The sequence below is a fragment of the Paraglaciecola sp. QJM3NY_14 genome (assembly GCF_056173245.1).
The window spans coordinates 720,689-746,738 of record NZ_CM149664.1 but is presented as its reverse complement, the minus strand read 5'-3'; the positions used below and the strand labels follow the sequence as shown (position 1 = coordinate 746,738).

Below are 26,050 nucleotides of genomic sequence, written 5' to 3'. Positions count from 1 at the left end.
TAAGCCATTAACGAACAGTAAGGATAAATCATGGATTTTGCTCATAGTGAAAAAACTCAAGATTATATTGCCCGCGTAAAAGCATTTATGGATCAACATGTTTACCCAGTAGAAGAGCAGATTTATCGTGAAACGGAAGAATTAAACCCCACCGGCGACTGGACGAAGTGGCAGATGCATCCTTTTATCGAACCACTTAAAAAGAAAGCGCAACAAGCCGGTTTATGGAATCTTTTTTTACCAGACGATGAGTTAGGCCAAGGCCTGACTACCTTAGAATACGCACCGTTAGCTGAAGAAATGGGCCGCGTGTTATTCGCCTCTGAAATATTTAACTGTAATGCCCCTGATACCGGCAATATGGAAGTGCTTTACCATTTTGGCAACGAGCAGCAAAAAGACCAATGGCTTAAGCCATTACTGGCAGGTGAAATTCGCTCAGTGTTTGGTATGACTGAGCCAGATGTTGCTTCTTCAGATGCCACGAACATGCAAGCCACAGTAGAAGTGGATGGCGATGAATTGGTACTAAACGGTAAAAAGTGGTGGTCAACAGGTTTAGGCCACCCGAATGCCAAAGTGACTATTTTTATGGCGTTATCAAACCCTGAGAATAACAAGCACAGCCAACACAGTATGGTGATTGTGCCGCTTGATACCCCAGGCATTGAAATTAAACGCATGCTCAGTGCCTATGGTGATTTTGATGCGCCTTCAGGTCACGGTGAAATGCACTTTACCAACGTACGCGTACCAAAAGAAAACTTGCTGGTGGGGTTAGGTCAAGGTTTTGCAATCGCACAGGGCCGCTTAGGACCGGGCCGTATTCACCATTGTATGCGTTCCATCGGCGCGGCTGAAAAAGCGTTAGAACTTGCTATGAAACGCAGTATTAGCCGCAGTGCATTTGGTAAGCCTCTACTTAAACTTGGTGGTAACGGCGAACGTATCGCTCAAGCCCGTATCGCTATTCATCAAGCGCGCTTAATGACACTGCATGCCGCATGGAAAATCGACGAAGTCGGCGTTAAAAATGCCATGACTGAGATTTCTGCAATTAAAGTGGCTGTGCCTAAAATGTTGCAGGACGTGGTTGATATGTCAGTACAACTGCACGGCGGTGCAGGCATGAGCAGTGATTTCCCACTGGCACGTTTTGCTGCAGGCGCCCGAGCACTGCGTTTAGCCGATGGTCCTGATGAAGTGCATATGGGCATGGTAACTCGCTTAGAACTGAAGAAATACACCTAGTATGAGCGATATAACAAGCAACAACGTCGCTAATGCCCAGCCTCAAAATGATCAAGCAGGCACAGTGCGCCAAGGCGAGGAGCTCAATCTTGAGTCCCTCTCCCCTTGGATAGCCAAGCAAATTGTAGGGCTAAATGGCGTGCCAAAGGTGACTCAGTATGCAGGTGGTGCATCGAACTGGACATACTGCTTGGCCTATAGCAATCCAGCAGGCGTGGACACAGAAGTTATCTTGCGCCGTGGTCCTGCCGGCACCAAAGCTAAAGGTGCTCACGATATGGGCCGCGAACACAAACTGCAAGCCGCCTTAAAACCGGTGTACCAATATGTGCCAGAAATGCTCGCCCACTGTGCAGATGAATCCATCATAGGAGCTGAATTTTATGTAATGGAAAAGCTTAACGGCATCATTCCGCGCAAAAATATGCCTAAAGATTTACACCTATCCGCCAGTAACACGCGAAAGTTATGCGAAAATGCCTTAGACAGCCTAATTGAATTGCATCAGGTTGATTATAAGGCGGCAGAGCTAAGCCATATTGCGAAGGGCGAAGGTTATACCCAACGCCAAATTGATGGCTGGATTGGCCGTTACCAAAAAGCGCGCACGTGGAACGTCCCTAAAGCGAACTATATCTGTGATTGGCTAAAGGCAAACATCCCTAGTAACGAGCATATATGCCTGACCCATAATGACTTTCGTTTCGACAACTTAGTACTCGATGCACAAGAGCCCACACGTATCATTGGTGTACTCGATTGGGAACTCGCCACCCTGGGTGACCCTCTGATGGATTTGGGCAACAGTTTAGCCTATTGGGTACAAGCAGATGATGACAAACTCGCCAAATCAACCCGCCGTCAACCTACTCACCTGCCCGGTATGTATTCTCGCCAAGAAGTCATCGAGTACTATTTAGATAAAACCGGTTTGAAGGCTGATAACTTCGCATTTTATGAGGTATACGGATTGTTTAGATTGGCCGCCATCGCCCAGCAAATTTATTATCGTTACCATCACAAACAAACCAATAATCCAGCCTTTAAAAACATATGGATTTTTGTACATTATTTGATGTGGCAATGCCGCAAAGCGATAAAGGGAAAACGTTAGATGGCCAGTATTTATTTGATCCGTCATGGGCAAGCCTCATTTGGCAAAGATGACTACGATTGTTTATCTGACGTTGGTCATCAACAAGCGACTCATTTGGGGGCAGATTTAGCCCGAAAAGGTATCTCTTTCGATAACGTCTTTCGTGGCGACATGTTGCGCCATCAACAAACGGCTGAAGCCTGTTTGCACGCCATGCACGCGCCGGCGCCAATTGTCGCGAATATGACAGTTAATTCAGGCTGGAACGAATATGATCACCAAGATATCTTGGCGCAACTGGATCCAGACTTTGCTACGCCAAATGGTGTAAAGCGCTATCTGTCTCAACAGGAAAAGCCTAACCACGCATTGCAAAGCCTCGTTAATAGCGCGTTTTCCAGATGGATAAGTAATGATTTTGCCGAGCAATACACTGAGTCATGGCCCGCTTATCAGAAACGTATTCAGCAAGCCTTGCAAAGTACAGTTGCACAAGCCCAAGATTCGAAACACATTGCCGTATTCAGCTCAGGCGGCCCCATTGCACTTTTAAGCCAAATGCTCCTCAAGGTGCCTGCAAATAATTTGATGGACTTGAACTGGACATTGGTCAATGCGGGGGTCACTAAAATCATTGCCAGCAAGCATGGGCTGGTATTATCAAGTTTAAATGATCATTCCGCGTTTGAGGGCCACAACCGCCATCTCATCACGTACAAATAACGATTAATAGCGATTACTAACAATTACTAGCGATAACCAATAACAGCTAACAAAAACTAAGAAGAGATAGATTCAACATGACAAGAAAGAATATCGTTATTACCGGTGCTAGTTCTGGCCTAGGAAAAGGCATGGCCATCGAATTTGCTAAAATGGGCCGAAACTTAGGTCTGTGTGCCCGCCGCGTAGAACGTCTAGACGAACTAAAAGCCGAATTACTGGCGATTAACCCTGATATCAATGTCTTCATTCGCCCTTTAGACGTGGACGATCATGCACAAGTGTTTGAAGTCATTAAAGGGTTTGCCGCAGATATGGGCTCCTTAGACAGAGTAATAGTTAACGCTGGCATGGGCAAAGGTGCCTCGGTAGGTACGGGGTATTTTCATGCCAATAAACAAACCGCGGTAACTAACTTTGTTTCCGCACTGGCACAGTGCGAAGTCAGCATGGAGATTTTCCGTGAACAAAATGCGGGTCACTTAGTTACCATTTCATCGGTCAGTGCCGTTCGCGGTGCGCGCCGAGCGATGACGGTGTACGCGGCGACTAAAGCCGCGCTTACCTCCATGACCGAAGGTATTCGCATCGATGTTATGAACACCCCCATTAAAGTCACGACAATTCACCCTGGGTTTATTCAAAGTGAGATAAACGAGAAAGTGAAAACGGTGCCGTTTATCGTCGATACTGAGACCGGCTGTAAAGCCATGGTTAAGGCCATTGAAAAAGAAGTCGATAGCAGCTTTGTGCCAACGTGGCCTTGGGCACTATTTCGCTACATTGCTCGTATTGCACCGCTCAGCGTATTGGCAAAAATGAGTTAGAACAGGTGCCACATTTAGTAAACGTTAGTTTTCGCCCGTACTATCGCTTTTTTCTACTATGCTAAAAGCGTGCTGTTGTGTAGTAATGGGGTGATACGCATGATGCCAAACACCAAAAGCCCTTGGATGTTACTCTGCCTTTTTTGGATTGGTTTCAGTCACGCTTCAGAGCAAGAAACCTTAATAGTCGGTTGCCAAGATATCGACTATTATCCACATTATAATTTTAACTTAGCGGATGACAAAGGCTACGCATGGGCTGTTTTAGAAGCCTTCTCTGAAAGCAGCGGCCATCAATTTGAGTATCGCGCTTATCCCATTAAACGTTTGCAGCGTGAACTTGCAGATGGAAATATAGCATTCGTTTATCCTGATAACGCCGGTTGGCAATCTTTGCACCAAAAGATTGACTCTCATAAGCTATTAAGCGAGCCATTAATAGCCGCAAGCAGCGGTACTATCGTGCTAGAAAAGCGCGAGTTTAACCCAATCGAAAAATTCAGCTCACTCGCCGTTCCCCATGGGTTTACACCTGAGCACTGGCTTGAAGTCATAGCTCAAAAGCGCCTAAATTTATTAGAAGTTGATACACCAATTGCAGCACTCAATTTAGTGCTCAAAGACCGAGTAGACGGCGCGGATATTGAATATCATGTTGCCCGCTATTTACTGACCCAGTCTGGGCAACAGAACAAGGCAAAACTTGCCAAAAACTTGCCCCATGGCCCAGTAACCTTTCATTTGTCTACCATCGAGCGGCGAGACGTTATTGAGCAGTTAAATGCCTTTATTGCGTCAAACCAAGCGCTGATGACACGGCTTCGTATTGAATATCAGCTATAGGGAGCCTTGAATAACAAAGACCCAGCCATTTACGGTCAAGCGTTGCCACTGACCTCTAATTCTCGTCGATGCATAAATAGCATTGATACGTAAAGTCTAATTAAAATAGCGAAATACATAAATAATGACTGAATCCTACTTAACACAATACATAGCTCCCCTTGTTTTGGCGTTTATCATGTTTGGCATGGGGCTCAGCTTAACTAGAAATGACTTTCAGCAGTTATGGCGCGCTCCGTTGCCGATAGTGGTTGGCTTGTTCGGCCAAATGATGCTGTTACCCGCACTGGCTTATGCACTGGCAATCACGTTTGATTTGGCCCCTAATTTAGCCATTGGCATTATGATCCTAGCTGCCTGTCCAGGCGGCACGAGTTCAAATATAATTAGTCAGCTGGCCAGAGCAAACCTAGCGTTGTCGGTTAGCCTGACGGCCATTAGCTCACTCATATGCGTGCTCACTACCCCGCTTATTATCCAATTCGCTGTTATGCAATTTGGCCAGCAAGAAGAACAATCTTTCTCTCTTCTTACTACCACTCTAGGGCTAATATTGATTACCTTATTACCCGTGTTCATCGGTATTATTATTCGTCATTATTTTGCTCAAAAAGCCCTTCGTTGCGAGCCGTTCTTTCGTCACTTGGCCAGTGCCTTTTTGCTCCTCATGATTGTTGCCATTGTTATTCAAGAAAGAGATACCCTGACCTCTTCTTTCGCAGCGGTATTTTCAAGTGCACTGACCTTAAACCTGCTGGCAATCATGACGGGCATCGGTTTAGGTTTATTGTTCAAATTTACACCTAAAGATAGCATCACGCTGGGTATTGAAGTGGGCGTGCAAAATTCGGCCATGGCAATCCTTATCGCGATTACTTTTTTGCAACGAGCTGATTATGCTGTTGCCCCTGGGGTATATGGCGTGACTATGTATATCGGAGCATTTTTACTGGTTCTGTTGGCTAAGAAATACCGCTAACGGTGCGTTAGGCGCTGCGCTTATTTACGATGTGGTAGAAATTTTTCTATTCATTTGCATTTCGCTCATGCTAAATTTGTATACAAATTTATTAAAGTATACAAAATGAAAGATTTATTTCGCGATCTGAGTTTTTCCGCCATTAGCGCTGGCTTTATTGCCGTGTTAGTGGGATTTGCCAGTGCTGTGGCCATAGTGTTTCAGGCCGCCCAAGCCGCTGGCGCCTCTCACAACATGATAGTGAGTTGGGTGTGGGCGCTAGGTGTAGGTATGGGCGTTGGCTGCTTGGGGTTATCATGGTATTACCGTCGGCCGATCATAATAGTGTGGTCGACACCTGGCGCTGCATTACTGGCGACGAGCCTTGCAGGAGTGAGTATCGAAAATGCCATTGGGATCTTTCTTTTTGTCGCGCTTTTAACCTTAGTAACGGGTATTTCAGGATGGTTCGACAATCTGACGAAACGCATTCCTATGCCGTTAGCCAGCGCTATGTTAGCGGGTATTCTATTGCAATTTGGCCTCGCCATTTTTAGCTCTTTTACTCTCGAGCCTATGCTCGTTGGCCTTATGATACTCAGTTACTTTATGGCTAAAAGAGTGGCCCCTCGTTTTAGTATTTTGCTGGTTTTAGTCACTGGCGTGTTGTATGCCCAATACGCTGATATGTTTGATATGAGTGCGATAGATGTATCCGCAGCCAGGCCTGTTTGGGTATCGCCAACATTCGACTTATCACTCTTGATCGGCGTGGGCTTGCCCTTGTTTATTGTCACTATGACCTCGCAAAATTTGCCCGGCATGGCCGTTTTAAAGGCCAGTGGCTACACCGAGCAACCAATATCCCCTATTATCACCACCAGCGGGGCGCTTAATTTAGTACTAGCCCCCTTTGGTGGTTTCAGCTTTAACCTAGCGGCAATTACCGCCGCTATTTGTACCAGTGAGGAAGCCCATGCCGATCCTGCCAAGCGCTACATTGCAGGTATATCGGCAGGGGTCTTTAATATAATTGCAGGATTAGGTGCCACCGTGGTGGTCAGTTTATTTGCGGCATTTCCAGTTGCGCTAATATCAACCTTAGCTGGCCTTGCTTTGCTGGGAACAATAGGCGCAAGCCTCGTTAACTCAGTATACGATCCTAAGTATCGCGACGCGGCCGTATTGACCTTTTTGGTGACCGCTTCGGGCGTATCATTTTTCGATATCGCATCTGCATTTTGGGGACTAGTGGTGGGTATGCTGACATTGCTCTTTAGCGTAAAAACTAAATCTGACACACACGCTAAGCAGCAAAAATAATGAGTACTTATGCATAACGTAAAGACACAAAATCTATATCAGCAGTTGAAGCAGGATATTGTTTGCGGCAAGTTGCCTGAAAAAACCGCGCTTAAGCAGGTCAAGCTTGCTGAGCAATATGGGGTGAGTCGTATTCCCATACGTGATGCACTGCAACGCTTGAAAAATGAAGGTTGGTTAGTGGCACATGGCAAATCCAGTGTGATGTTGCGACCGCTTAACGCCCACGACGCAGAGGACCTGTATCTAATGCGTTTGCAGCTCGAACCGATGTTATTCGCACACGCTCTCATGAATATTAACTTCGAAACGCTGGGTAAAGCGCGGGATATATTGCAGCAATTACAAATGACCTCCCCCGACGATATATTGTTAAACGGAGAGTTAAACTGGCAGTTTCATCGCTGTTTGTATTTACCTGCTAGTCGCCCTGTGCTGTTTGATACGGTGGCACAAATGCACTTGCTATGTGCCAGATACATTGGCTTTCAAGAAACCACGCTGGATCATTTTTCCCATAGTCAACAAGAACACGAGTCGTTACTAAATGCGATTAGTGAAAAACAGTACGAAATGGCCGATACAATTCTTAAGGAGCATATTCGTAGTGCCGGTGAAAAATTAGTCCAGTACTTATCTACGAGGCCGTGACGTAATTGTTACTATTTCAATAAAATTACGGTAGATTATTAGCCTAAAAGCAGCACACGTGCATGGCAGCTTCCGGTTAATCTACGCTGTGCACTCTATATCTTCAATACTAGCCAACATACTTAGGATGAGAGTGAGCAATACATCTGCAGAATTACATGCGCTAAATAGTCAGGATGCCGCCAAGTTACTGTATAGTAATACGGGGGCGGCCTGCGCCATCACTTTTGCAGCCAGTAGCGTACTTGCATTTGGTTTTTTGGGCACAGAAGTGAGCGAAATCAAGCAAGATTGGTGGGGATACATGTTAGTGGTGTTAACGCTCCGCTTAATTGACGGTATTTACTGGCAACGCAAAATCAAACCACGAAATGATTTTGATGGCGAAACAGCGCAACGGCGTTTTGGCATTGGCTGTATATCCACCGCAATCGTGTGGGCCTGCTTACCAATCTTAACGTTCGATCAGGTTAATTTGCTTGAGTTTGCGACCATGATCATTGTGTTGTCTTCCATGGCGGCCGGTGGGCAATCCGTATTAGCTGCTAATGCACGTATTTCTATTTCCTATGCACTGATACTGTTAGTGCCTATTTCTATTCTTGGGGTTATCTCAGACCAAGACTATCGCGTCATTCTTGGCGCATTAGGATTAACGTTCAGCATCGGCTTAGTTTTTTCCTACACTAAAGCTGTAAAATTTACCCTTGATTCCATCAATATTAAAAACATGAATATGGCGATGAGTGAGCAACTTCGCCAAGAAAAATACCAACTGGACAAAGTGAACCGTGAGCTCAGCGAAGCCTACGATAAACTTAACGCTGTAAATAGTACCCTAGAGGAGCAAGTCAGTAAGCGCACCGAGAAAATCGCCCAGTTGTCTTATCTCGACCCACTTACGCAATTGATGAACCGCAAATCCTTTACCCAAACTTTGAGTAAATTAACCGCTAGGGCATCGCAGAGTAATAGTGAGTTGGCTTTGTTGTTTATTGACCTTGATGGGTTCAAAAAAATTAACGACACCATGGGTCACCAAATGGGTGACAGTGTGTTGCAGGAAGTCACAAAACGGATAGGCGCATTTGCCGATCAAAATAAGCTCGGACGTTGGAACGGCGACGAGTTTTTAGTCGCACTACCTTATAGTGATGCGCAAACCGCACAAGCCATCGCCAGCGCGATCATTACCAGTATTTCGCAGGTGATTACGGTTAACAATAACAGCGTGCATTTAGGAGCAACTGTGGGTATTGCCATGTGCCCCGAGCACAGCACTGAGGCTGCTGAACTTATCCAATTCGCAGATTTAGTGATGTGTGAGCAAAAGGCCAGTACAAATCGCACGCCCGCATTGTTTAGCAATGAACTTCAGCAAAAAGTGCTCGACACACAGGTTATCCTAGAAGGCCTGCAACAGGCCACAGAGCGACGCCAACTGTATTTGTGCTACCAACCTATCATGTCAGCAAAAGACAGCACCTTTTGTTCATTTGAAGCTCTGTTAAGGTGGGATTTTGCTGGTCGATTTATTGGGCCGGATGAATTTATCCCATTAGCTGAGAAGTCAGGATTGATTAAAGAGATCGGGGCTTGGGTACTCAACAGAGCATGCATGGATGCCAGTCAATGGCAGCATGCCCACAACGCTGCGGTATCAGTCAATGTATCGGTTATTCAACTCATGGATGACAGTTTTATCCGAGCTTTAGATAACGCACTGCGTAGCAGCGGACTCAGCCCAGAACGATTACATTTAGAGATCACAGAATCTGTATTTGTGGATAACAAAGTGAAGATAAAGCAGCAGCTTGAAGCTATTCAAAAACGCAAAGTACTGGTGTCAATTGATGATTTTGGGACCGGCTATTCTTCATTATCACAACTACAATCCTTGGCTGTGAACCAAGTGAAAATTGATAAATCATTTGTTGATAACATGGAGAACAACGGCGAAGCCATTATTCGCGCGACCTTATTTATCGCCAGTGAGCTGAACTGTAAAACAGTCGCTGAGGGTGTCGAAACACTAGAGCAGGCCAAAGCACTGAAAGCCATGGGAGTAGATTATTTACAAGGCTACTATTTTGCTAGACCTATGCCTAATGAACAGCTTATCGAATGGCAAAACCCAGTCACGGATGTAACCGTCACCGAGTAACGACAAAATAGCCTTTCAATAGCTTACTTTGATAGCGATATCCGCTAACATACCTTGAAAATAATAACGAACGCCAAATTATTTTGGTGCACTTCAGGATCCCGCTCTTCATGGCCCAGCTTTACTTTTACTACTCTGCAATGAATGCAGGTAAATCCACATCTTTATTACAATCTGCGTATAACTACAAAGAGCGAGGCATGCGCGCCGAAATATTCACTGCCGCTTTGGACGACCGCTTTGGTATTGGTAAAGTCGCATCGCGGATTGGCCTAGAAGCCAGTGCACACCTTTTCAATGGCTCCAGCAACTTACATCAGCAAATATCAGAGTTAAATAGCGATAAAAAGCTAGATTGCGTATTTATCGATGAAGCCCAATTTTTAAATAAACAACAGGTGCAACAACTCGTATCTGTGGTGGATGACTTAGACATTCCCGTTCTCGCTTATGGGCTTAGAACTGACTTTGTTGGTGAAACATTTGAAGGCAGTCGCTATTTAATGGCTTGGGCTGACAAGCTGATTGAGCTTAAAACTATTTGCCATTGCGGGCGAAAAGCCACCTTTGTAGTGCGCTTGGATGAGCATGGGAATGCGGCAAAAGAAGGTGCGCAAGTTGAAGTCGGCGGCAACGATAGATACGAGTCTATGTGTCGTAAACACTTCAAAGAGCTGGTATGGGATCAAGTTTAGCTTTTAGTCATCAAAGTAAATTCAAGTAACAAAAAAGGCTCATATTTGAGCCTTTTTAGATTTTAGGTTTGAATCTTAGATATCGAACATAACCCTTATGGGCGCAGTGCTTTGTCACCCCGTGCCAAACCACAGATCCCGGTGCGAGATGCTTCGATGATCTCAGTGCTTTGTGCCAGTACATTGGCAAAAGCATCTAGTTTGTCGCTCGTGCCAGTGACTTGAATAGTATAGTTGTTCAAGTCCACATCGATGATTTGTGCGCGGAAGATATCCACATTTCGGTTCACCTCAGAACGCACTAGCTCACTGCGCGTAGCGACTTTAATCAACATAAGCTCACGCTCAACATGGCTGCCGTTAGTCAAGTCGGTCACTTTAAGCACGTCAATCAGCTTATTAACTTGCTTAGTGATTTGCTCGATAACCTTATCGTCTGCTTGGGTGGTAATAGTCAAACGAGACAAACTCTTGTCGTCTGTCGCTGCCACACACAAAGAATCAACGTTATAGCCACGCTGGGAAAAAACACCCACGATACGGGATAAAGCACCTGGGGCGTTTTCCATTAAAACTGAAATAATACGTTTCATTATGTGCGCTCCGTTTTGCTTAATCTCATGTCGTCCATTGCGCCAAATTTAATCTGCATGGGGTATACGTGTTCGTTTTGATCGATTGCGATGTCCATAAACACCAAGCGTTCCTTCTCTGCGAAACAACGCTCCATGGCGGCATCTAAATCGTCTGGATGCTCAACACGAATACCAATGTGACCATAGGCTTCGGCAAGCTTCACGAAGTCAGGCATAGAATCCATATAAGAGCTTGAATAACGGCTCTTGTAGTTCATATCTTGCCATTGACGAACCATACCTAAGGCGCGGTTATTCAAAGAAATGATTTTAATCGGTAGCTTGTATTGCAAACACGTAGACAACTCTTGGATATTCATCTGAATACTGCCATCACCAGTGATAACCACCGATGTTGCATCAGGATGGGCCTTTTGTACGCCCATTGCAGCAGGCAAACCAAAGCCCATGGTGCCCAAACCACCAGAGTTTATCCAGCGACGAGGTTTGGCAAACGGGTAATACAGAGCTGCAAACATTTGATGCTGACCTACATCTGAACTTAAATAGGCATCACCATTTGTATGTTTATACACCGACTGAATCACTTCTTGCGGTTTAATCAGGTTGTCATCTTTTTTGTAGCTCAAGCAGGTACGGCCGCGCCACTGCTCAATTTGCTCCCACCAATCAGCCAACTTAGCCTTTTGCTTAGTGGTATCGATGTCGCCCATTTGGCTTAGAAGCTGCTTTGCCACTTGGTCCACACTGCCTACAACCGGCACGTGCACAGCAACCGTTTTAGAAATAGAAGCAGGGTCGATATCTACGTGAATAATGGTTGCGTGGGGGCAGAATTTTTCAACGTTATTCGTTACGCGATCATCAAAACGGGCACCTAGTGCCAATATACAATCCGCATTGTGCATTGCTTTGTTTGACTCTAACGTGCCATGCATACCCAACATACCTAGGCTCTGCTCGTGCACGCCAGAAAATGCACCCAGCCCCATCAAAGTAGATGTAACAGGCAAGTTTAGTTTTTCTGCAATTTCAGTCACCAGCTCACTTGCTTCTGCAGCGATTGCGCCACCGCCCACATATAAAATAGGACGCTTCGCTTCAAGCAACACTTTCGATGCTTTTTTGATTTGTTTGCTGTGTCCCTTAAGTGTTGGATTATAAGAGCGCATAGTGACATCTTCAGGGAACTGATACGGATGCTCTTCAAGTACGTTAACTATGTCTTTTGGTAAATCGACCACCACAGGACCAGGACGCCCAGTGTTGGCAATATAATAAGCTTTAGCGATAGCTTCAGGAATATCAACAGCGCGCTTAACGAGGAAACTGTGTTTAACCACAGGGCGCGAACAACCGACCATATCGGTTTCTTGGAAAGCGTCTTCGCCAATATGCATTGAAGGCACTTGACCAGACAAGATAACCATTGGAATTGAATCCATATAAGCAGTGGCAATACCGGTTAGGGTATTTGTGGCACCAGGACCAGACGTGACCAGCACGGTTCCTGTAATACCAGTAGAACGGGCATAACCATCAGCCATGTGCGCAGCACCTTGCTCGTGGCGAACCAAAATGTGTTCTACATCTTCTTGCGCGTACAATGCATCATATATATCTAATACGGCTCCACCGGGATACCCGAATACGTGCTTAACCCCAAGATCTTTTAGGGTTCGCACAACCATTGCGGCGCCTGACATCATTTCCATCGGCTACTCTCCTAAAAAGTTGTTAAAAAAAAGGTTTCGGCACAATATCGCTACCAAACGAACGAAAACTATACTTGAGGGAAGAGTAAGATTAAACAGGAAATGTGATAAAAGTGAGATATATATCCCAATATAGCAATATATTAGGATATATCTTTCGATTTGTAAGATTACAACCACGTTAATAGGATGATATTACGAATTTACAACTAAAATAAGGTTAATCATCCAGCTCAATTTCTAAGTCACTATCTTCAGTCAAGTCATCATCATTGCTCTGAGATGACGGTCTACTACCGTAAATATTGCCAAGTTTAGGTCGATGTATACGTTTGTCATACTTAGACCATGCTTTTTCAGCAACATTACTCGGGTCTTTCTCACCTTTAGCCACAGCTAACAGTGAGTTATCTTCATCACATTCCGGTTCAATTCGGCCATCGAGTAAGGCAGCAATTAAACAACCATATTGGCTCAGTGCTTTGCTTTCAGAAATTGAAAAGTCACCTGAACGTGAAAAACCATAAGGATAGTTTTTAGGGTCGCTAAAAACACGTTGAAACAATGATTCTCTAGAAAGTTGTGCCATGATGGCATCCCCGATTTAAATTAAATGAAAGACGTTATAATTTGGCTACTGCCAACCTGCTTTATAATTTAAATCCGAAATCTGTCAATAGTTTTCACGGCATTTTATATACGATTTTTTTCCGATAAATAGTGATTTTTGCACTATCGTTTCTATGGAATTTTTATGACAGTTCGTCTGCTCATTTCAAGAGGGAAAAATTCTTAACGTTTAGGCACCCAAGCCCATATCATTTCGCATTCAACAGGCTCAATCCCTGTTGCATCTGTTACTTTGACTTGTACGTTAATTTCACCTCTCTCTCGCTCTTCTAATAGGGCGATCTGCTCATCTGTCAGAGTCGCTATCGCTTTCATGTCGCCTGTCGCACGTTTGACATAATTGAGGTTCATGCACTTAATCAGCGGTAGCTTATCGCCAGGTAAATTGATGCCCACAATAAAACCAGTGGCCGACTCTGCAAGCAACGCCATGGCCGCGGCATGCACACTGCCAATGTGGTTCTGCACCTTTTTACGGTTTTTCATACGATATTCCACCTGACGCCCATTTGTAGCGACAACATCGATACTAGTGGTACCCGCCAATTTAACCTTATGGCGAAACACCTTCGTCATTAAAAAGGCACTAATAGGCGCGGGGTATTGATTAACTTTATCTACGAATTTTCTAAGGGGGTTAGAAACAGGCATGCTGTGACCTTTCATCTGGTTTGACCAGATGCCAGTGTGCCAACAAGAACGCTCAGTTACAAACAATTAATAATTGCATTCGCCAAATGAGCACTGCGGCTATGAAAGTGCTACAGCGGTGTGAGAGTACAACAGCGGTGTGTAGTGGTTCAATGATGAAAGTACTACAGCGGTGAGAGTGCTGTAGCTACAAAATGCTGTGCTTTAACAGTGCCTATGAAGGTATTCTCGTGCAGTGCCATGCTAACCAGCGTGATGAGAAACCTGTGTAATAACAGAACGTTGTCGCGTGTGCAGTTATTCACTCCCTAAGCGCAGCCTAGGGAGTGGTTATATGGCAGTCACGTACTCTGGGTAGTTAGCCGCAGGGGTTTTGGCGCTTTTCAAAAGCCTCGAGCTGCTCTGGTGTGGCTGGCGTCTGATATTTTGCCTTCCAGTCGGCAAATGGCATACCGTAAATTGCTTCACGTGCTTGGTCGTAGTCCATGTCAACGCCCTGCTCTTTAGCGCCCGCCATGTACCATTTAGACAGACAATTACGGCAAAAATCAGCCAGAATCATCAAATCGATGTTTTGCACGTCTTTGTTTTCATCCAAATGTTTAACAAGCTGACGAAATGCCGCCGCTTGGGCTTCAGTTTGTTGTTCTGGGGTCATGGTTTTCCCTTTGTTCGTTACCTAAATTCAGACTACATTCTGGGGTCAGTTGCGGTAACTTCAATGCGCTGAGCATTTTCTTGGTGAAATTCGAGTAATGCATTTAACCCTTTTAAATTATGCAAACTTCTAAACTCGACCCAGTCGATAAGGCTAAACAAGCATATAGCGGGGTAATTCCAGTTAGCAAATTCGCCGTCTTGCACTTGGCCGTCCAATTCAGCCAACACATTGTTTACTCGTTCTTTTTGCAATTTAAAAAACAATTTATCGGTATCGGCGACCACATCTGATTGTGACAATTGAAACATTTGCACCAGACTATCGTTAACGGCGTCGATTAAGGTTAGCTGGTTTTCTTGTGGCCAGCTTAAGGCTGGGAAGCCATGGCGTTCGCTCAAGTAACGAAATATCACCCGAGAGTCGTAAATAAACAGACTTTTATCGTCTTGCACGTGCTCCAGTGCGGGCACTTTCATGGCCGGGTTTTTAGTGATTAATATTTCACGGCCCGCTTTTTCGTATATCTGCATGTTGATAAACTCATGCTCTATATTGGCTAACCAAATTCGCAAGCGGCGCACATAAGGAGAAGTCGTAGAGCCATACAATTTGTACATATGCGATCCTTTAAATTACACGTAGAGGCGAAGAAAAATAATAGCGAAAGCTGTTGCATGATGCACGTTTTAGGTTGATACGTAGTGAAAAAGTTCACTGAGCCCCCAAGAGAAGACGTCGCTTTCTTGGGTGCACATTGAGGAGATTATTACTTATCTGCTAGCAATCGCGCGTCCGCCAATTGCGCCATAGTAGCGCTTTTACGCTGATCTCTGCCCGCCTTTAACGCCAACAAACTGGGGGTTAGAACCAAGGTCAGTAAAGTGGCAAATGCTAAGCCACCGGCAACCGCTGTGGCTAATTGCGACCACCACTGGGTAGACGGACCGCCAATATCGACATTGCGACCAATAAAATCAATGTTAATTTCAGCCACCATAGGCAACAGGCCGAGTATAGTCGTCACCGTTGTCATCAAGACTGGGCGCAAGCGTTGGGCGCCCGTACGTAAAATGGCATCGGTGGCGCTGTAACCTTCTTTGCGCAATATGTTATAGGTATCGATCAACACGATATTATTGTTCACCACTATGCCCGCCAGTGCGATGACACCTATGCCTGACATGACCACGCCGAATGGCTTTTGAAAAATAGCTAGGCCTAAAAAGACCCCAACAGTCGAAAACAGCACTGCGCTTAAAATTAAAAAGGCCTGATAGAAGCTATTAAATTGAGTGACCAGAATAATCGCCATTACAAACAGGGCGACCAAAAATGCATTCATCAAGAAGCCTTGGGATTCGGCTTGCTCTTCATTTTGTCCTTTAACCGACAAGCTTACCCTTGGGTCTAGGTTCAGCTCAGGTAACTGCGCCTGCAGTTTAGGCAGCTCAATACTCAGCAACTCTCCAGGGGACATATTCGCTTCAACGGTAATCACTCGCTCGCTATCAACGTGACGAATTAAGTCAGTTTTGGGCTGCGCTTTGCGCTCGACAAAATTGCCGATGGGCACCATACCTGTTGCGGTTTTCATGCGCAGTTCGTCAAGCTTTCCGATAAAACGCGAATCAATGGGATAGCGCACACGAATATCGAGCTCATCGTCCACATCATCAGGGCGATATTCACCAATTTTCAAACCATTGGTAACGAATTGTACTGTGCTGCCCACTAATGTGGCATCTGCACCAAAGCGCGCAGCGTCACTGCGATTCACCTTTAGTTGCCACTCAATACCAGGCTGAGATGCGGTATCACTGATAGAGGTAAATTTATCGTTTTCATCTAATGCGTGGCGCACTTTTAATGCGGCTTCGTTCAAAAGCTCAGGAAAGCGAGACGATAACTGGATCTGCAAGTCTTTACCCGATTGAGGACCGTTCTGGTCAGGGGTAATTTCAATGTCCAAACCCGGCATATCTGCTAGGCGCTCTTGGGTTTCTTTAAGAACATCGTCTGAATGAGGTCGCAAGTGCCAATCGACCAAATTCAAACGTAAATATCCAATCTGATCTTGCCCACCAGTGCGTGCATATAAGGTCTCGATGGCGTCCATATCAATGAGTTTTTCTTCTACCTCTTGCACTATGCTGTCTTTCTCGTAAATGGACATCTCACCTGAAGAGCGCACAGTTACATTAATGCCACTGCTGTCGACCTTAGGAAAGAACTCCAGCCCAAGACCCGATGAAAAATACGCGAAGAAGGATAATCCAGCCACCACGAAGGCAATCATTAGTACCTTCCACGGATTGCTTATCGCTTTTGCTAATAAACGCACATAGCGGCCGGTAAAGCCCCTTAATTTGGTTAAATCGCCATTCTCTGCGAGCAACATTTGTTCTTTAGCTTGGGCTGAGATGGTTTGCGGTTTACCAAACACGGCCCCGAGCGTGGGAACGAACACCAAGGCCATAAGCAAAGAAGCGGATAGCACGGCAATCAAGGTAAACGGCAAGTACTTCATAAACTCACCCATCATGCCCGGCCAAAACATCAGCGGTGCAAAGGCGGCCAATGTGGTTGCGGTGGATGCGATAATCGGCCAAGCCATGCGTTGTGCTGCCTTTAGATAAGCTTGCTGCTTGGATGCTCCTTCACCCATACACCTGTCAGCATATTCGGTGACGACTATAGCGCCATCTACCAGCATACCTACCGCCATAATCAGAGAGAACAAGACCACCGTATTTAGGGTATAGCCGAACATAGCGATGATAAGAATGCCGGTGAGGAACGAACCCGGTATCGACACCCCCACTAAGATGGCGGTTCGCAAGCCTAAGATAGCCACAATCACCACGGCGACGAGTATAACGGCGCTCGAAACGTTATTTTGCAGATCCCCAAGCATCATGTTTACATCAACGCTTTGATCCCCCGTGTAGCTCACATACACACTGCTAGGCCACATCGAAGTTTGTTGAGCGCCTTCTATCAGCTCTTTCACATGAGCCACGGTTTCAAGCAGGTTTTCTCCAGGTCGTTTTTTAACTTCTAAGGAAACAGAATTGTCGCCATTTAGACGCGCAAAACTTGATGGGTCTTTATAAGAGCGGCGAACCTGTGCAACATCTTGAAAGGTAATAACACGCTCACCTTGCACTTTTACAGGTTGCTCCATGACGTCTTTAACGGACTCGAATACCGATGGCACTTTTACTGCAAAGCTGCCCTTTCCGTTATCCATTGTGCCTGCGGGAACTAAGCGATTATTGCGCGATAGCAAGTTGAGAATATCGTTTTGATCAAGCCCGTAAGATTCCATCAACAAGGGATCAACGACAATTTCAACGATGTCTTCTCGATCACCGCCAATATCCACTTCTAGTACTTCACTGAGGCTTTCTAAGCGATTTTGTAGCTCTCTGGCCACGGTGACCAAAGCACGTTCGGCCACAGGGCCAGACAACACCACGGTTATCGCCGCTTGTTGACCCGCCATCGTCACTTCATGAATGGTCGGTTCTTCTGTTTCTGAGGGCAACTTGGCGCGCGCTACGGTGACCTTGTCACGCACATCGGCTAGGGCGTCTTTTGAATCTAGGCCTGCGATAAACTCAAGGGTGATATTGGCGAAACCTTCACCTGCGGTAGCTTTCATTTCTTTGACGCCATCAATAGAGCGCAGCTCTCGCTCCATGGGCTTGACCAACATGCGCTCAGCATCTTCTGGGGATATACCGTCGTGCACAATTGATACATAAATAAACGGAATGGGAACGTCGGGATTTGCCTCTTTGGGAATGGTGGCATATGTCACTGCGCCTGCCACTATCAACAAAACAAACATCATCAATACAGTACGGCTATGGGTAAGCGCCGCGGCAATAAGATTATTCATTACTGAGCCTGCAGATCGGCGTTTGGTTGTGTGTTATTTGACGTGCCAACTGCGGCTTGCTGATGGCCCATATCGCCCTCAACATAAGTAACCTTGACTTTGTCACCGTCTCGGACAAAACCATGACCTAAGGTGATAACATCGGTGATCTCGCCCATGCCGCCTAGCCACACCCCTTGGCTATCGCTTTTAACAATATCAATGGGGATAAACTTTACATGTTCATCTACCACGGTTTTTACACCTAAATTACCCGCTTCGTCTAACGCCATTACCGAAGGGGTAATACGCACCGCCAAAGTGGTTTTCAGGGGAACAGATAACTCGGTGCTCATACCTGCTAGGTATTTAGTCTCAGGGTTATCAATGGCAACCTCGACATTGAACGTATTGGTACCCATGTCTGACACGCTTGAAATATAACGGATAGTGCCGGTAACGGTGTCATTTGAAATCATACGCCCTGAGGCTTTCTGGCCCAACGTCAGAGCTTGCACATCACTTTCTGTGACATCTGCTGTGATAATCAGTGGGTCTAAATCCACCAGCATGGCTACTTCATCGCCATCCTTGAGTAAATCACCAAGCTCTACGTGACGTTCGTTGACTATGCCGTCAAAGGGAGCTCGCAACGTAGATTTGGATAACGCCAATTCCAGCGTACTGACCTCAGACACCGCTGTTTCTAAGTTTGCTTGCGCTTGCGCTAAGTTTACTTTGGATTGATAGCCTTTTTGGCCAAGTGACTCTGCACCTTCTAACTCGATTTTGCGTTGCGCTAACGTCGACTTTGCTGATTTAAGGCGGTTAAGCAGATCGCTGGTTTCAATATCAATTAGAGGTTCACCTACTTTCACGCTTTGCCCTTCAGTCACATAGATTTTCACTACTAGACCATTGACTTCACTGCGCAGCGTTACCCTACGATTAGGTTCAGTGCGACCGTATAAGTTAATTTCTCGGGTGATAGGTTTGGCGTGCACTCGCTCAGCACGAACACTAACAAGTCCGGCGTCTCTGTGTTTTGCTTCTTTGCGCGCTTGGGCATTGTCGGTTTGTTCTGCGAATAACATACCGGATGCGACCCAGAGCGTAAGTAATATTAGAATAACGAGCGCTATCCAATAAGGCTGTAAACGAAGGGTGTGCATCAACTTTGACATGAAATTTCCTATAAGACGAGCGCTTGAGTTGTGTGTTTTATTAAGCTTACTGCTAAGGCGTGATTAAAGAAGCAGTTTAAATGTTACTAAGGTGTAAATTATCACCAAATAACTATTATTCGGTAACAAGTTATGTATTTTTAATGATTTTAATCACATTTATCGACCAATAACGAATTTTTCTCATCACAGGGCGAAATTATTATGTCCCACGAAATGCCATTACCCTAGCACTAATAAACAGCCTGAAAAACAGCATGATGCCAACCCTTTAGTCAGAAGCGGTGTGACCTACTTTCAATTAGCTTTTAAAACGGGTTGTTAGAATGGCTTTTTGTAATAAACCTGTGGTTGCGCTCTCGTTACTGCACGTCAATATTTTACCCTGTAGCGAACACTTATTTATTTACATTATTCTACTATAAAGCGACGTACGACCTCTTTTATCGCTGGGTAGCGACTCTTTTCACACATAGCGTAACCCCGCACTTGGCGTATCTTTAAACGGGTAAATAACGGCATCGTCATACCGGTTAAAAATCGGCAATAGGTATCTTCACTTAGGCGATACTCCACTTTTCCTTCTATGTGCTTTGCCAACGCCTGCATGGCTTCAGCCACGGCAAGTTCATCTATCTCAGGTACTTCACTGGTGACGTACAGGTGAGCCACTTCCCCACGACATACACTGCAATGACCACATTTTTCTGGGGTATTGAGATCGTCAAAGTAACGTGACAAGTTATGGCTAAGGCATTTATCTAACTGAAAAAAGCGCACCAGCATCGCAATACGTTGCAACTCTTTCTGTTCTTTATCAGTAAAATAGGCGTGCAATGTTTGCGCTAATTCAGGCTGGTTTAGCTTATCCGTATCCACTTGAAACACTTCAGTGATTTGCTTAGTTTGCAATTCAATGAGTTGGTTTTGTGCTAAATACTCCAACGCCGCTACGACTCGAGCGCGCTCGGCCCCGGTTTGTTCAAATAAGCTATCAAAATTCAAACTACCCCATATCTTTTTAAAGTCGGTATTGGCGAACACACTGGTTAAAAAAGCTTGGCGGTTTTCGTCAAAGCGCGCCAGTACATCTGCTTTGTCCTGCAGAAATTTAAAACGCACGTCGGCAAAATATGCATACTGCGGGCGCACAATCCCCATTAGTTCAAGCTGCACCAGTAGGGTTTTTAATGGGAGTTGGCGAATATTACTAAGGGTAGAAAGGCCGTTTATTTGCAGCTCCCACTGGCTAGCATGGGCAAATTCAGTAGCCCCATTATTTTCGTGTTGAGTCGCGTGTTGCCCTATGGGTTTAGCAATGTGATTTTGTGTCCCTTGACGAATATCGTCCAGTAAAATTTGGATCCCCTGCAATTCAGGCGTATCGCCATAGACAAAATTTTCCACTGTGTGTAGACCATCCAAATTTCCCAGTGTAATACAGTGAGAAAGTTGGCCGTCGCGCCCTGCTCGGCCGATTTCCTGGCTGTAATTCTCAATAGACTTGGGTAAATCGTAATGCACGACAAATCGAATATCTGACTTGTCGATCCCCATGCCAAATGCAATGGTGGCCACAACGACTTGAATACGCCCCTCCATAAAGTCTTGCTGTACCTGCTGGCGAACCTCATCACCTAACCCAGCGTGATAGGCTTTCGCGGACACCCCGTCGGCCGCTAAACGCTGCGCCACTTGTTCGGCGCTATGCTGCAAGGTGACATACACAATCCCGCAGCCTTGATGCGCTTGGATAATCTGTATAAGTGTCTGATTTTTTTCTCGCTCAGGAGTGGCGCTAACGTGCAGGTCTAAGTTTTTGCGGTAGAAGCCGGTTTGCACTACGTGCTGCGGCTCAATGGCAAACCGTTTGGCCATGTCTAATTTAACTTTTTTGGTAGCCGTTGCTGTTAGCAGTAATACCAAAGGGATATTTAACTGGGCTCGATAATCCGGCAGTTTCAGATAATCTGGTCGAAAGTTATGCCCCCACTCAGAAATGCAGTGAGCCTCATCGACAACCAGCATGGATACAGCAACACTGTCGATAAACTGACGAAAGCGCTCATTCTTAAAACGCTCAACTGAGACCATCAATATTTTTATCTCGCCGCTTCGCACGCGCTCCATAGTGCTGCGCTGCTCATCAGGACTCAAGGTTGAATCAATGCTGCCTGCCGCAATGCCTTTGGATTGTAAAAATGCTAACTGGTCTTTCATCAACGCTAATAGTGGTGATACCACTAGGGTCAAATGGGGCAAGTGCAGTGCACAAAATTGATAGCACAAAGATTTACCCGACCCTGTGGGGAAAATAGCTAAGGAAGATTGGCCGTTAAGTAGCTGACTAACAACCTGCTGCTGGCCGCCACGAAATTGATCAAAACCAAAAGTGTTAGCCAGGCTGGCATTTTGTGCCCCCTGATCATTAGCGATATCGACAGTGGTGTTTTGCATGGGGCGGTCCTTTTAGCCTTCGAGAACTTCCATGCATGGGGTAACTAATGCTCTGGCTTAGACGTTAGAAATGCGTTAGAGCGAGCTTACACCGAGAGTTGAAAAAGAAAACGAGCGACAATGTGGTAATGACAGTAGTCGCTCAGTATAGGCAAAGCTATGATAGATTTCAGCCTACATTTGCTGAAAAGCAAAGCCCTGTTGTATTAGCCGATCCAGTCTTGAGTGTCTCCTAACGATCTTTGCTGCTGTTGCATCACGCGCGTCGCCACATCTGCGTATAAGCTGTCAACTTGCTCTGGCGACATAAAGCATTCGCTGAACCCTGGGTAGGCTGGGTCAATGTGTAAGCGAGTACTGTTTATTAAGTGTCCGATCAATGCTTTCACATTATCCGTGCCCATAGCCACGCGCATTGTTGTAAGATAAATGCCGCCTTTGTGTTGAGTATCTGTATCTAACTCAGAATGTGAGGTTAACGCTGGACACAGTATAATGGTGTTGCTTTGGCCTATGCTGACCTGATGACTAAATGCTGGTTCAAGCGCATCAAAAAAGCGCACAAACGTATCTCGGTCTATTTCAGCCCTTTGCATATCCATGGTAAACAATGGGCAAGACCAGCCATTGCGCATTTGATTTGCCCTTAGCTGACTATTAGCGTGACCTTCTATCGCGTGACAGTTAACGTTTACATCGGGGTGAGATGCCATAAAGTGACTAAACACGGATGCGTTAATCACCTTTTGTAGCATTCGCATTTCGAGGGTCTTCATGCCGGTTAAGACATCAAATGCTTTCTCAGAATCAAGAAACGCGCCTTTGATATAATACACATCCCAAAACATGGTTTTAGACCAATCATAACCGTTAACACTGTCCCCTTTGGCTTGAAACATACGATAACTTTGCCCTATTACCACACCTGCCGTTGTAGCACCGCTGCCGCAAATATCCTTGGTGTAGCTGTGCACCACATAATCTGGGCGTTCTTGCTCGTCTTCACGCTGCAGCGGTCGGTGCAATACCGGAGTTGCCAGGGTTGAATCAAGCATCACCAAATGCCCTTCGCCGTGACTGATTTTGCTGATAGCGGCAACGTCGAGCACATATCCATGGGGGTTACAGGGCGATTCAAGATACACATGCAATGATTGGTTAACTAAGCGCTGTGCATGCTTGTTTTTCACGTGAGCTAAAAACGCGGAAAATTCTGCGCTTGAGTACCCATCAAACCACTCCAACTGAATATTGAGACGATTTTCACGAGCAAAAAAGTCATGTAATAACTGGTACACACCGCCATACACATTGCGCGACACAATCAATACATCACCATGACTCAACACGTTAGACAACAATGCATCGATCGCGGCCATCCCCGAGTTAAAATTCCACGCTAAGTAGTCTTGTGCATAGGGACCCGCTTCTAAATCAACGATGGCGTTAGCCAGGGAAATATTAGTCGGGTTTAACAAGCGTGAATAAATTTGATGAGTTGACTCCTTCCCTTGAAAGGCATCGTCTACCCATTCTGTGCAGGCATACACATAGGTGGCGGTGCGCACAACCACCGGCGTAGCTGAAAACAACGCAGTCACATTATCGAACAACGGATAGTGGTGTTTGGATAATCCAGCACCACCTTGATTTGTCATGCTTTGATAGGTCGCTCTAAACGGGTTTTGCAAGGTATCCAGCACTTTGGCTATCTGAAATGAAAGGAATTTTTTGGCATTAAAATAAGCGACTTTGTCTTTATGCTCCAATCCTGCCAGTGTGTCGCTAGTGACCTGCCATAATTGATTAACATCGGCTTGGGCGTGATATAAATGGCTCGCCGCCTGAAATAATGCTTGGCCATAGTCAGTTCCAATATCAATACCAAAATGCGCTAACTGCTCTTGTGTTAGCTCATCTATGCTCGTGGCCTGAGTGGTATTACGTTTCGGAGAAAGAAGTTTCGCATGCTCGATACTATGGGTGCGTTGCATAACATTGCCTTAGCCAGTTTATATTTCAAAAAAAAATCATACTCCAAACTTAAGTCGAAAATAAAACGCTTGAACCAAATATAATTTCAACAGGCAGGCCTAAACGGCACGAAAACGTTACTAAATTGTTAAATAAGCCATATTTCGCTCACGCTCAGTATTGAAACGATTGAAAATTAACGCACTTTTAGTGGTAAAAAACAGGAACGCCATTAGTATAGGTCTATAGCGTTACGTTGAATAAATCGCTTTGAAGGAAGTCTAGAACGCAATGAAATACCAAAAGCGCTCCTTTGAAGAGCAGATTATTATGTCAATTAGTGCCGCTGCAGCGCTGTGTATTCTCCCCTTTCTCGTTATTCGTATTATCAACCAAGATTGGTACATTGCATTATTAGATTTTATAGCTGTTGCCTCAACGACTGGACTGTTAGCTTACGTGTATTTTACTCGGCGCACACTATTTGCTAGATGGGTGTTGTCTATTATCTGCCTTGCGATCGCCTCGGGTACTATTTGGCTCAAAGGTGCGGAGCAAATTGTCTGGGTTTACCCCGCTATTATTTGCTTGTTCTTTATTCTGCCCCCCCAACTAGCAGCGGTTTTGTGTGCGGTAAACGTTGGCTTCATTGGCTATTTGTTACACGCAGATATGACCTTGCTAGACAATGTGCGCTATTACTTTTCTACCTTAGTGACCTTTTTCTTCAGCTATGCCTTTTCAGATCGTATGCGTTTTCAGCAAGCCCAATTACAGATATTGTCCTATAAGGACCCCCTTACAGGAGCAGGCAACCGTAGAGCAATGGAAGAGAAGCTAATTGACATCGTTAAAGAACAACGCCAGCAGCCCCAAAAGATTAAAGCCTGCTTGCTATTAATCGACTTAGACGAGTTTAAAAAAATAAATGATCAATTGGGCCATGCATGCGGTGATGGGGTGCTGGCACAGACATCAGCGCTGATAGAACACATGCTCACCAGCGAACAGCACTTGTACCGCTTCGGGGGCGAAGAGTTCGTCGTACTCACTGACGGTAGCTTAGAGCAAGCCATTACCCTTGGGGAAAGTATCCGTCAAGCCGTCAATGACTTTCCGTTTGAACAAGGCCTGCACATTACTGTATCTACCGGTATTGCTGAGTATCAGTTTGATGAGACAGAGTTTGAATGGCTTGGCAGAGCAGATACTGCTATGTACCAAGCTAAATCTGCAGGGCGGGATTTGTGTTGTTTGGCTGCCTCCTAATATGAATTACGGCCCCAAAACGACTTGTGTTAGAAAGCCTTTGGTCTCGTGCTAGCCATCGGTTAAGATCACGCATTATTTTCAATAAAAAGGTATCCCCTTATGACTCAAGCCCTCGACCAAGACAGCATAGCCAATATTGAACGATTCACGCCAGAGGAGCGCCTAAGGTATTTGGTAAAAGAAGTCGTAAAGCAAAAACAGATTTGGATCCTCACGGATGAAGATGGTTGCGTCATGCTCAACACCGAAGATGAAGACTGTGCACCTGTGTGGCCAAATAAAGAGTTTGCTCAGTCTTGGGCGACTGGAGAATGGCAAGACTGCGAAGCTAAAGCCATAAGCTTAGAAAAATGGTACGCCAGTTGGACCTCAGGTTTAGAAGAAGACGATGTATTTATTGCGGTGTTTCCCAATCAAGATGAAGAAGGTTTAATTATTTCACCTCAAGAGTTGGATTATGAACTAAAGCAACAGGCCAGAAAATAAAGTAGCAAAG

The 26,050-nt window shown here is 45.3% G+C and carries 22 protein-coding genes; 12 read left to right on the top strand and 10 right to left on the bottom strand.

The annotated features are described in order from the left end of the window. The first annotated feature begins 30 nt into the window (after positions 1-30). The 10 genes from AC0VYA_RS03255 (at position 31) to AC0VYA_RS03210 (ending at position 10,531) form a co-directional block, all read left to right on the top strand. The gene (locus AC0VYA_RS03255; RefSeq protein ID WP_475490017.1) at positions 31-1,251 is read left to right on the top strand and encodes an acyl-CoA dehydrogenase family protein; all 1,221 of its coding nucleotides are present in this window, start codon (positions 31-33) and stop codon (positions 1,249-1,251) included. Position 1,252: 1 nt separating this feature from the next. After that, a complete protein-coding gene (locus AC0VYA_RS03250; protein ID WP_475490016.1) occupies positions 1,253-2,365 on the top strand; it encodes a phosphotransferase family protein in 1,113 nt (370 codons plus the stop codon). After that, a complete protein-coding gene (locus tag AC0VYA_RS03245; protein WP_475490015.1) occupies positions 2,366-3,070 on the top strand; it encodes a histidine phosphatase family protein in 705 nt (234 codons plus the stop codon). Between the two features lie 77 nt (positions 3,071-3,147). Beyond that, complete coding sequence (locus AC0VYA_RS03240; RefSeq protein WP_473478101.1) at positions 3,148-3,897, top strand: SDR family oxidoreductase; 750 nt, start codon at positions 3,148-3,150, stop codon at positions 3,895-3,897. Positions 3,898-3,996: 99 nt separating this feature from the next. Then, complete coding sequence (locus tag AC0VYA_RS03235) at positions 3,997-4,740, top strand: hypothetical protein (RefSeq protein WP_475490014.1); 744 nt, start codon at positions 3,997-3,999, stop codon at positions 4,738-4,740. A 124-nt stretch (positions 4,741-4,864) separates the two neighbouring features. Next, positions 4,865-5,719, top strand: a complete 855-nt coding sequence (locus tag AC0VYA_RS03230; RefSeq protein ID WP_473478099.1) for a bile acid:sodium symporter — start codon at positions 4,865-4,867, stop codon at positions 5,717-5,719. A gap of 105 nt (positions 5,720-5,824) precedes the next feature. Beyond that, positions 5,825-7,021, top strand: a complete 1,197-nt coding sequence (locus tag AC0VYA_RS03225) for a benzoate/H(+) symporter BenE family transporter (protein ID WP_475490013.1) — start codon at positions 5,825-5,827, stop codon at positions 7,019-7,021. A gap of 9 nt (positions 7,022-7,030) precedes the next feature. Continuing rightward, positions 7,031-7,672: a GntR family transcriptional regulator gene (locus AC0VYA_RS03220; protein WP_011573520.1), complete on the top strand. Its 642-nt coding sequence runs from the start codon at positions 7,031-7,033 to the stop codon at positions 7,670-7,672. A gap of 133 nt (positions 7,673-7,805) precedes the next feature. Beyond that, positions 7,806-9,836, top strand: coding sequence for a putative bifunctional diguanylate cyclase/phosphodiesterase (locus tag AC0VYA_RS03215; RefSeq protein WP_475490012.1), 2,031 nt, complete (start codon positions 7,806-7,808; stop codon positions 9,834-9,836). 110 nt (positions 9,837-9,946) lie between these two features. Next, positions 9,947-10,531, top strand: coding sequence for a thymidine kinase (locus tag AC0VYA_RS03210; protein WP_473478090.1), 585 nt, complete (start codon positions 9,947-9,949; stop codon positions 10,529-10,531). Positions 10,532-10,626: 95 nt separating this feature from the next. Here AC0VYA_RS03210 and ilvN read toward each other — a convergent pair whose 3' ends face one another. The 10 genes from ilvN to AC0VYA_RS03160 all read right to left on the bottom strand — a co-directional run bounded on the left by ilvN (position 10,627) and on the right by AC0VYA_RS03160 (position 24,302). Next, on the bottom strand, positions 10,627-11,124 hold the full coding sequence (ilvN, locus tag AC0VYA_RS03205; RefSeq protein WP_006994009.1) for an acetolactate synthase small subunit: 498 nt from the start codon (positions 11,122-11,124) through the stop codon (positions 10,627-10,629). Beyond that, entirely contained in the window at positions 11,124-12,842 is a 1,719-nt protein-coding gene (locus AC0VYA_RS03200; protein ID WP_011573517.1) for an acetolactate synthase 3 large subunit, read from the bottom strand. The genes ilvN and AC0VYA_RS03200 overlap by 1 nt, the downstream gene beginning before the upstream one ends. 220 nt (positions 12,843-13,062) lie before the next feature. Continuing rightward, positions 13,063-13,431: a MaoP family protein gene (locus AC0VYA_RS03195; RefSeq protein WP_006994011.1), complete on the bottom strand. Its 369-nt coding sequence runs from the start codon at positions 13,429-13,431 to the stop codon at positions 13,063-13,065. Between the two features lie 203 nt (positions 13,432-13,634). Next, positions 13,635-14,123, bottom strand: a complete 489-nt coding sequence (locus AC0VYA_RS03190) for a DUF4442 domain-containing protein (protein WP_475490011.1) — start codon at positions 14,121-14,123, stop codon at positions 13,635-13,637. 358 nt (positions 14,124-14,481) lie between these two features. Next, complete coding sequence (locus AC0VYA_RS03185) at positions 14,482-14,781, bottom strand: DUF1244 domain-containing protein (RefSeq protein ID WP_006994014.1); 300 nt, start codon at positions 14,779-14,781, stop codon at positions 14,482-14,484. A 32-nt stretch (positions 14,782-14,813) separates the two neighbouring features. Further along, positions 14,814-15,401, bottom strand: coding sequence for a glutathione S-transferase family protein (locus AC0VYA_RS03180; protein WP_011573515.1), 588 nt, complete (start codon positions 15,399-15,401; stop codon positions 14,814-14,816). A 149-nt stretch (positions 15,402-15,550) separates the two neighbouring features. Next, positions 15,551-18,688, bottom strand: a complete 3,138-nt coding sequence (locus tag AC0VYA_RS03175; RefSeq protein ID WP_475490010.1) for an efflux RND transporter permease subunit — start codon at positions 18,686-18,688, stop codon at positions 15,551-15,553. Further along, positions 18,688-19,851 carry an efflux RND transporter periplasmic adaptor subunit gene (locus tag AC0VYA_RS03170; RefSeq protein WP_475490009.1) on the bottom strand — a complete coding sequence of 388 codons (1,164 nt, stop codon included), beginning with the start codon at positions 19,849-19,851 and terminating at the stop codon, positions 18,688-18,690. The genes AC0VYA_RS03175 and AC0VYA_RS03170 overlap by 1 nt, the downstream gene beginning before the upstream one ends. A gap of 411 nt (positions 19,852-20,262) precedes the next feature. Further along, positions 20,263-22,308 (bottom strand): RecQ family ATP-dependent DNA helicase, encoded by a 2,046-nt coding sequence (locus AC0VYA_RS03165; protein WP_475490008.1) that lies wholly within the window; start codon positions 22,306-22,308, stop codon positions 20,263-20,265. A 206-nt stretch (positions 22,309-22,514) separates the two neighbouring features. Then, positions 22,515-24,302, bottom strand: a complete 1,788-nt coding sequence (locus AC0VYA_RS03160; RefSeq protein WP_475490007.1) for a trans-sulfuration enzyme family protein — start codon at positions 24,300-24,302, stop codon at positions 22,515-22,517. Positions 24,303-24,573: 271 nt separating this feature from the next. Between AC0VYA_RS03160 and AC0VYA_RS03155 the strand changes: the two genes are divergently transcribed. Together AC0VYA_RS03155 and AC0VYA_RS03150 are read left to right on the top strand one after the other, a co-directional pair. Then, positions 24,574-25,551, top strand: coding sequence for a GGDEF domain-containing protein (locus tag AC0VYA_RS03155; protein ID WP_011573510.1), 978 nt, complete (start codon positions 24,574-24,576; stop codon positions 25,549-25,551). A 102-nt stretch (positions 25,552-25,653) separates the two neighbouring features. After that, positions 25,654-26,040, top strand: coding sequence for a DUF2750 domain-containing protein (locus AC0VYA_RS03150; protein WP_473478077.1), 387 nt, complete (start codon positions 25,654-25,656; stop codon positions 26,038-26,040). Positions 26,041-26,050 lie beyond the last annotated feature (10 nt).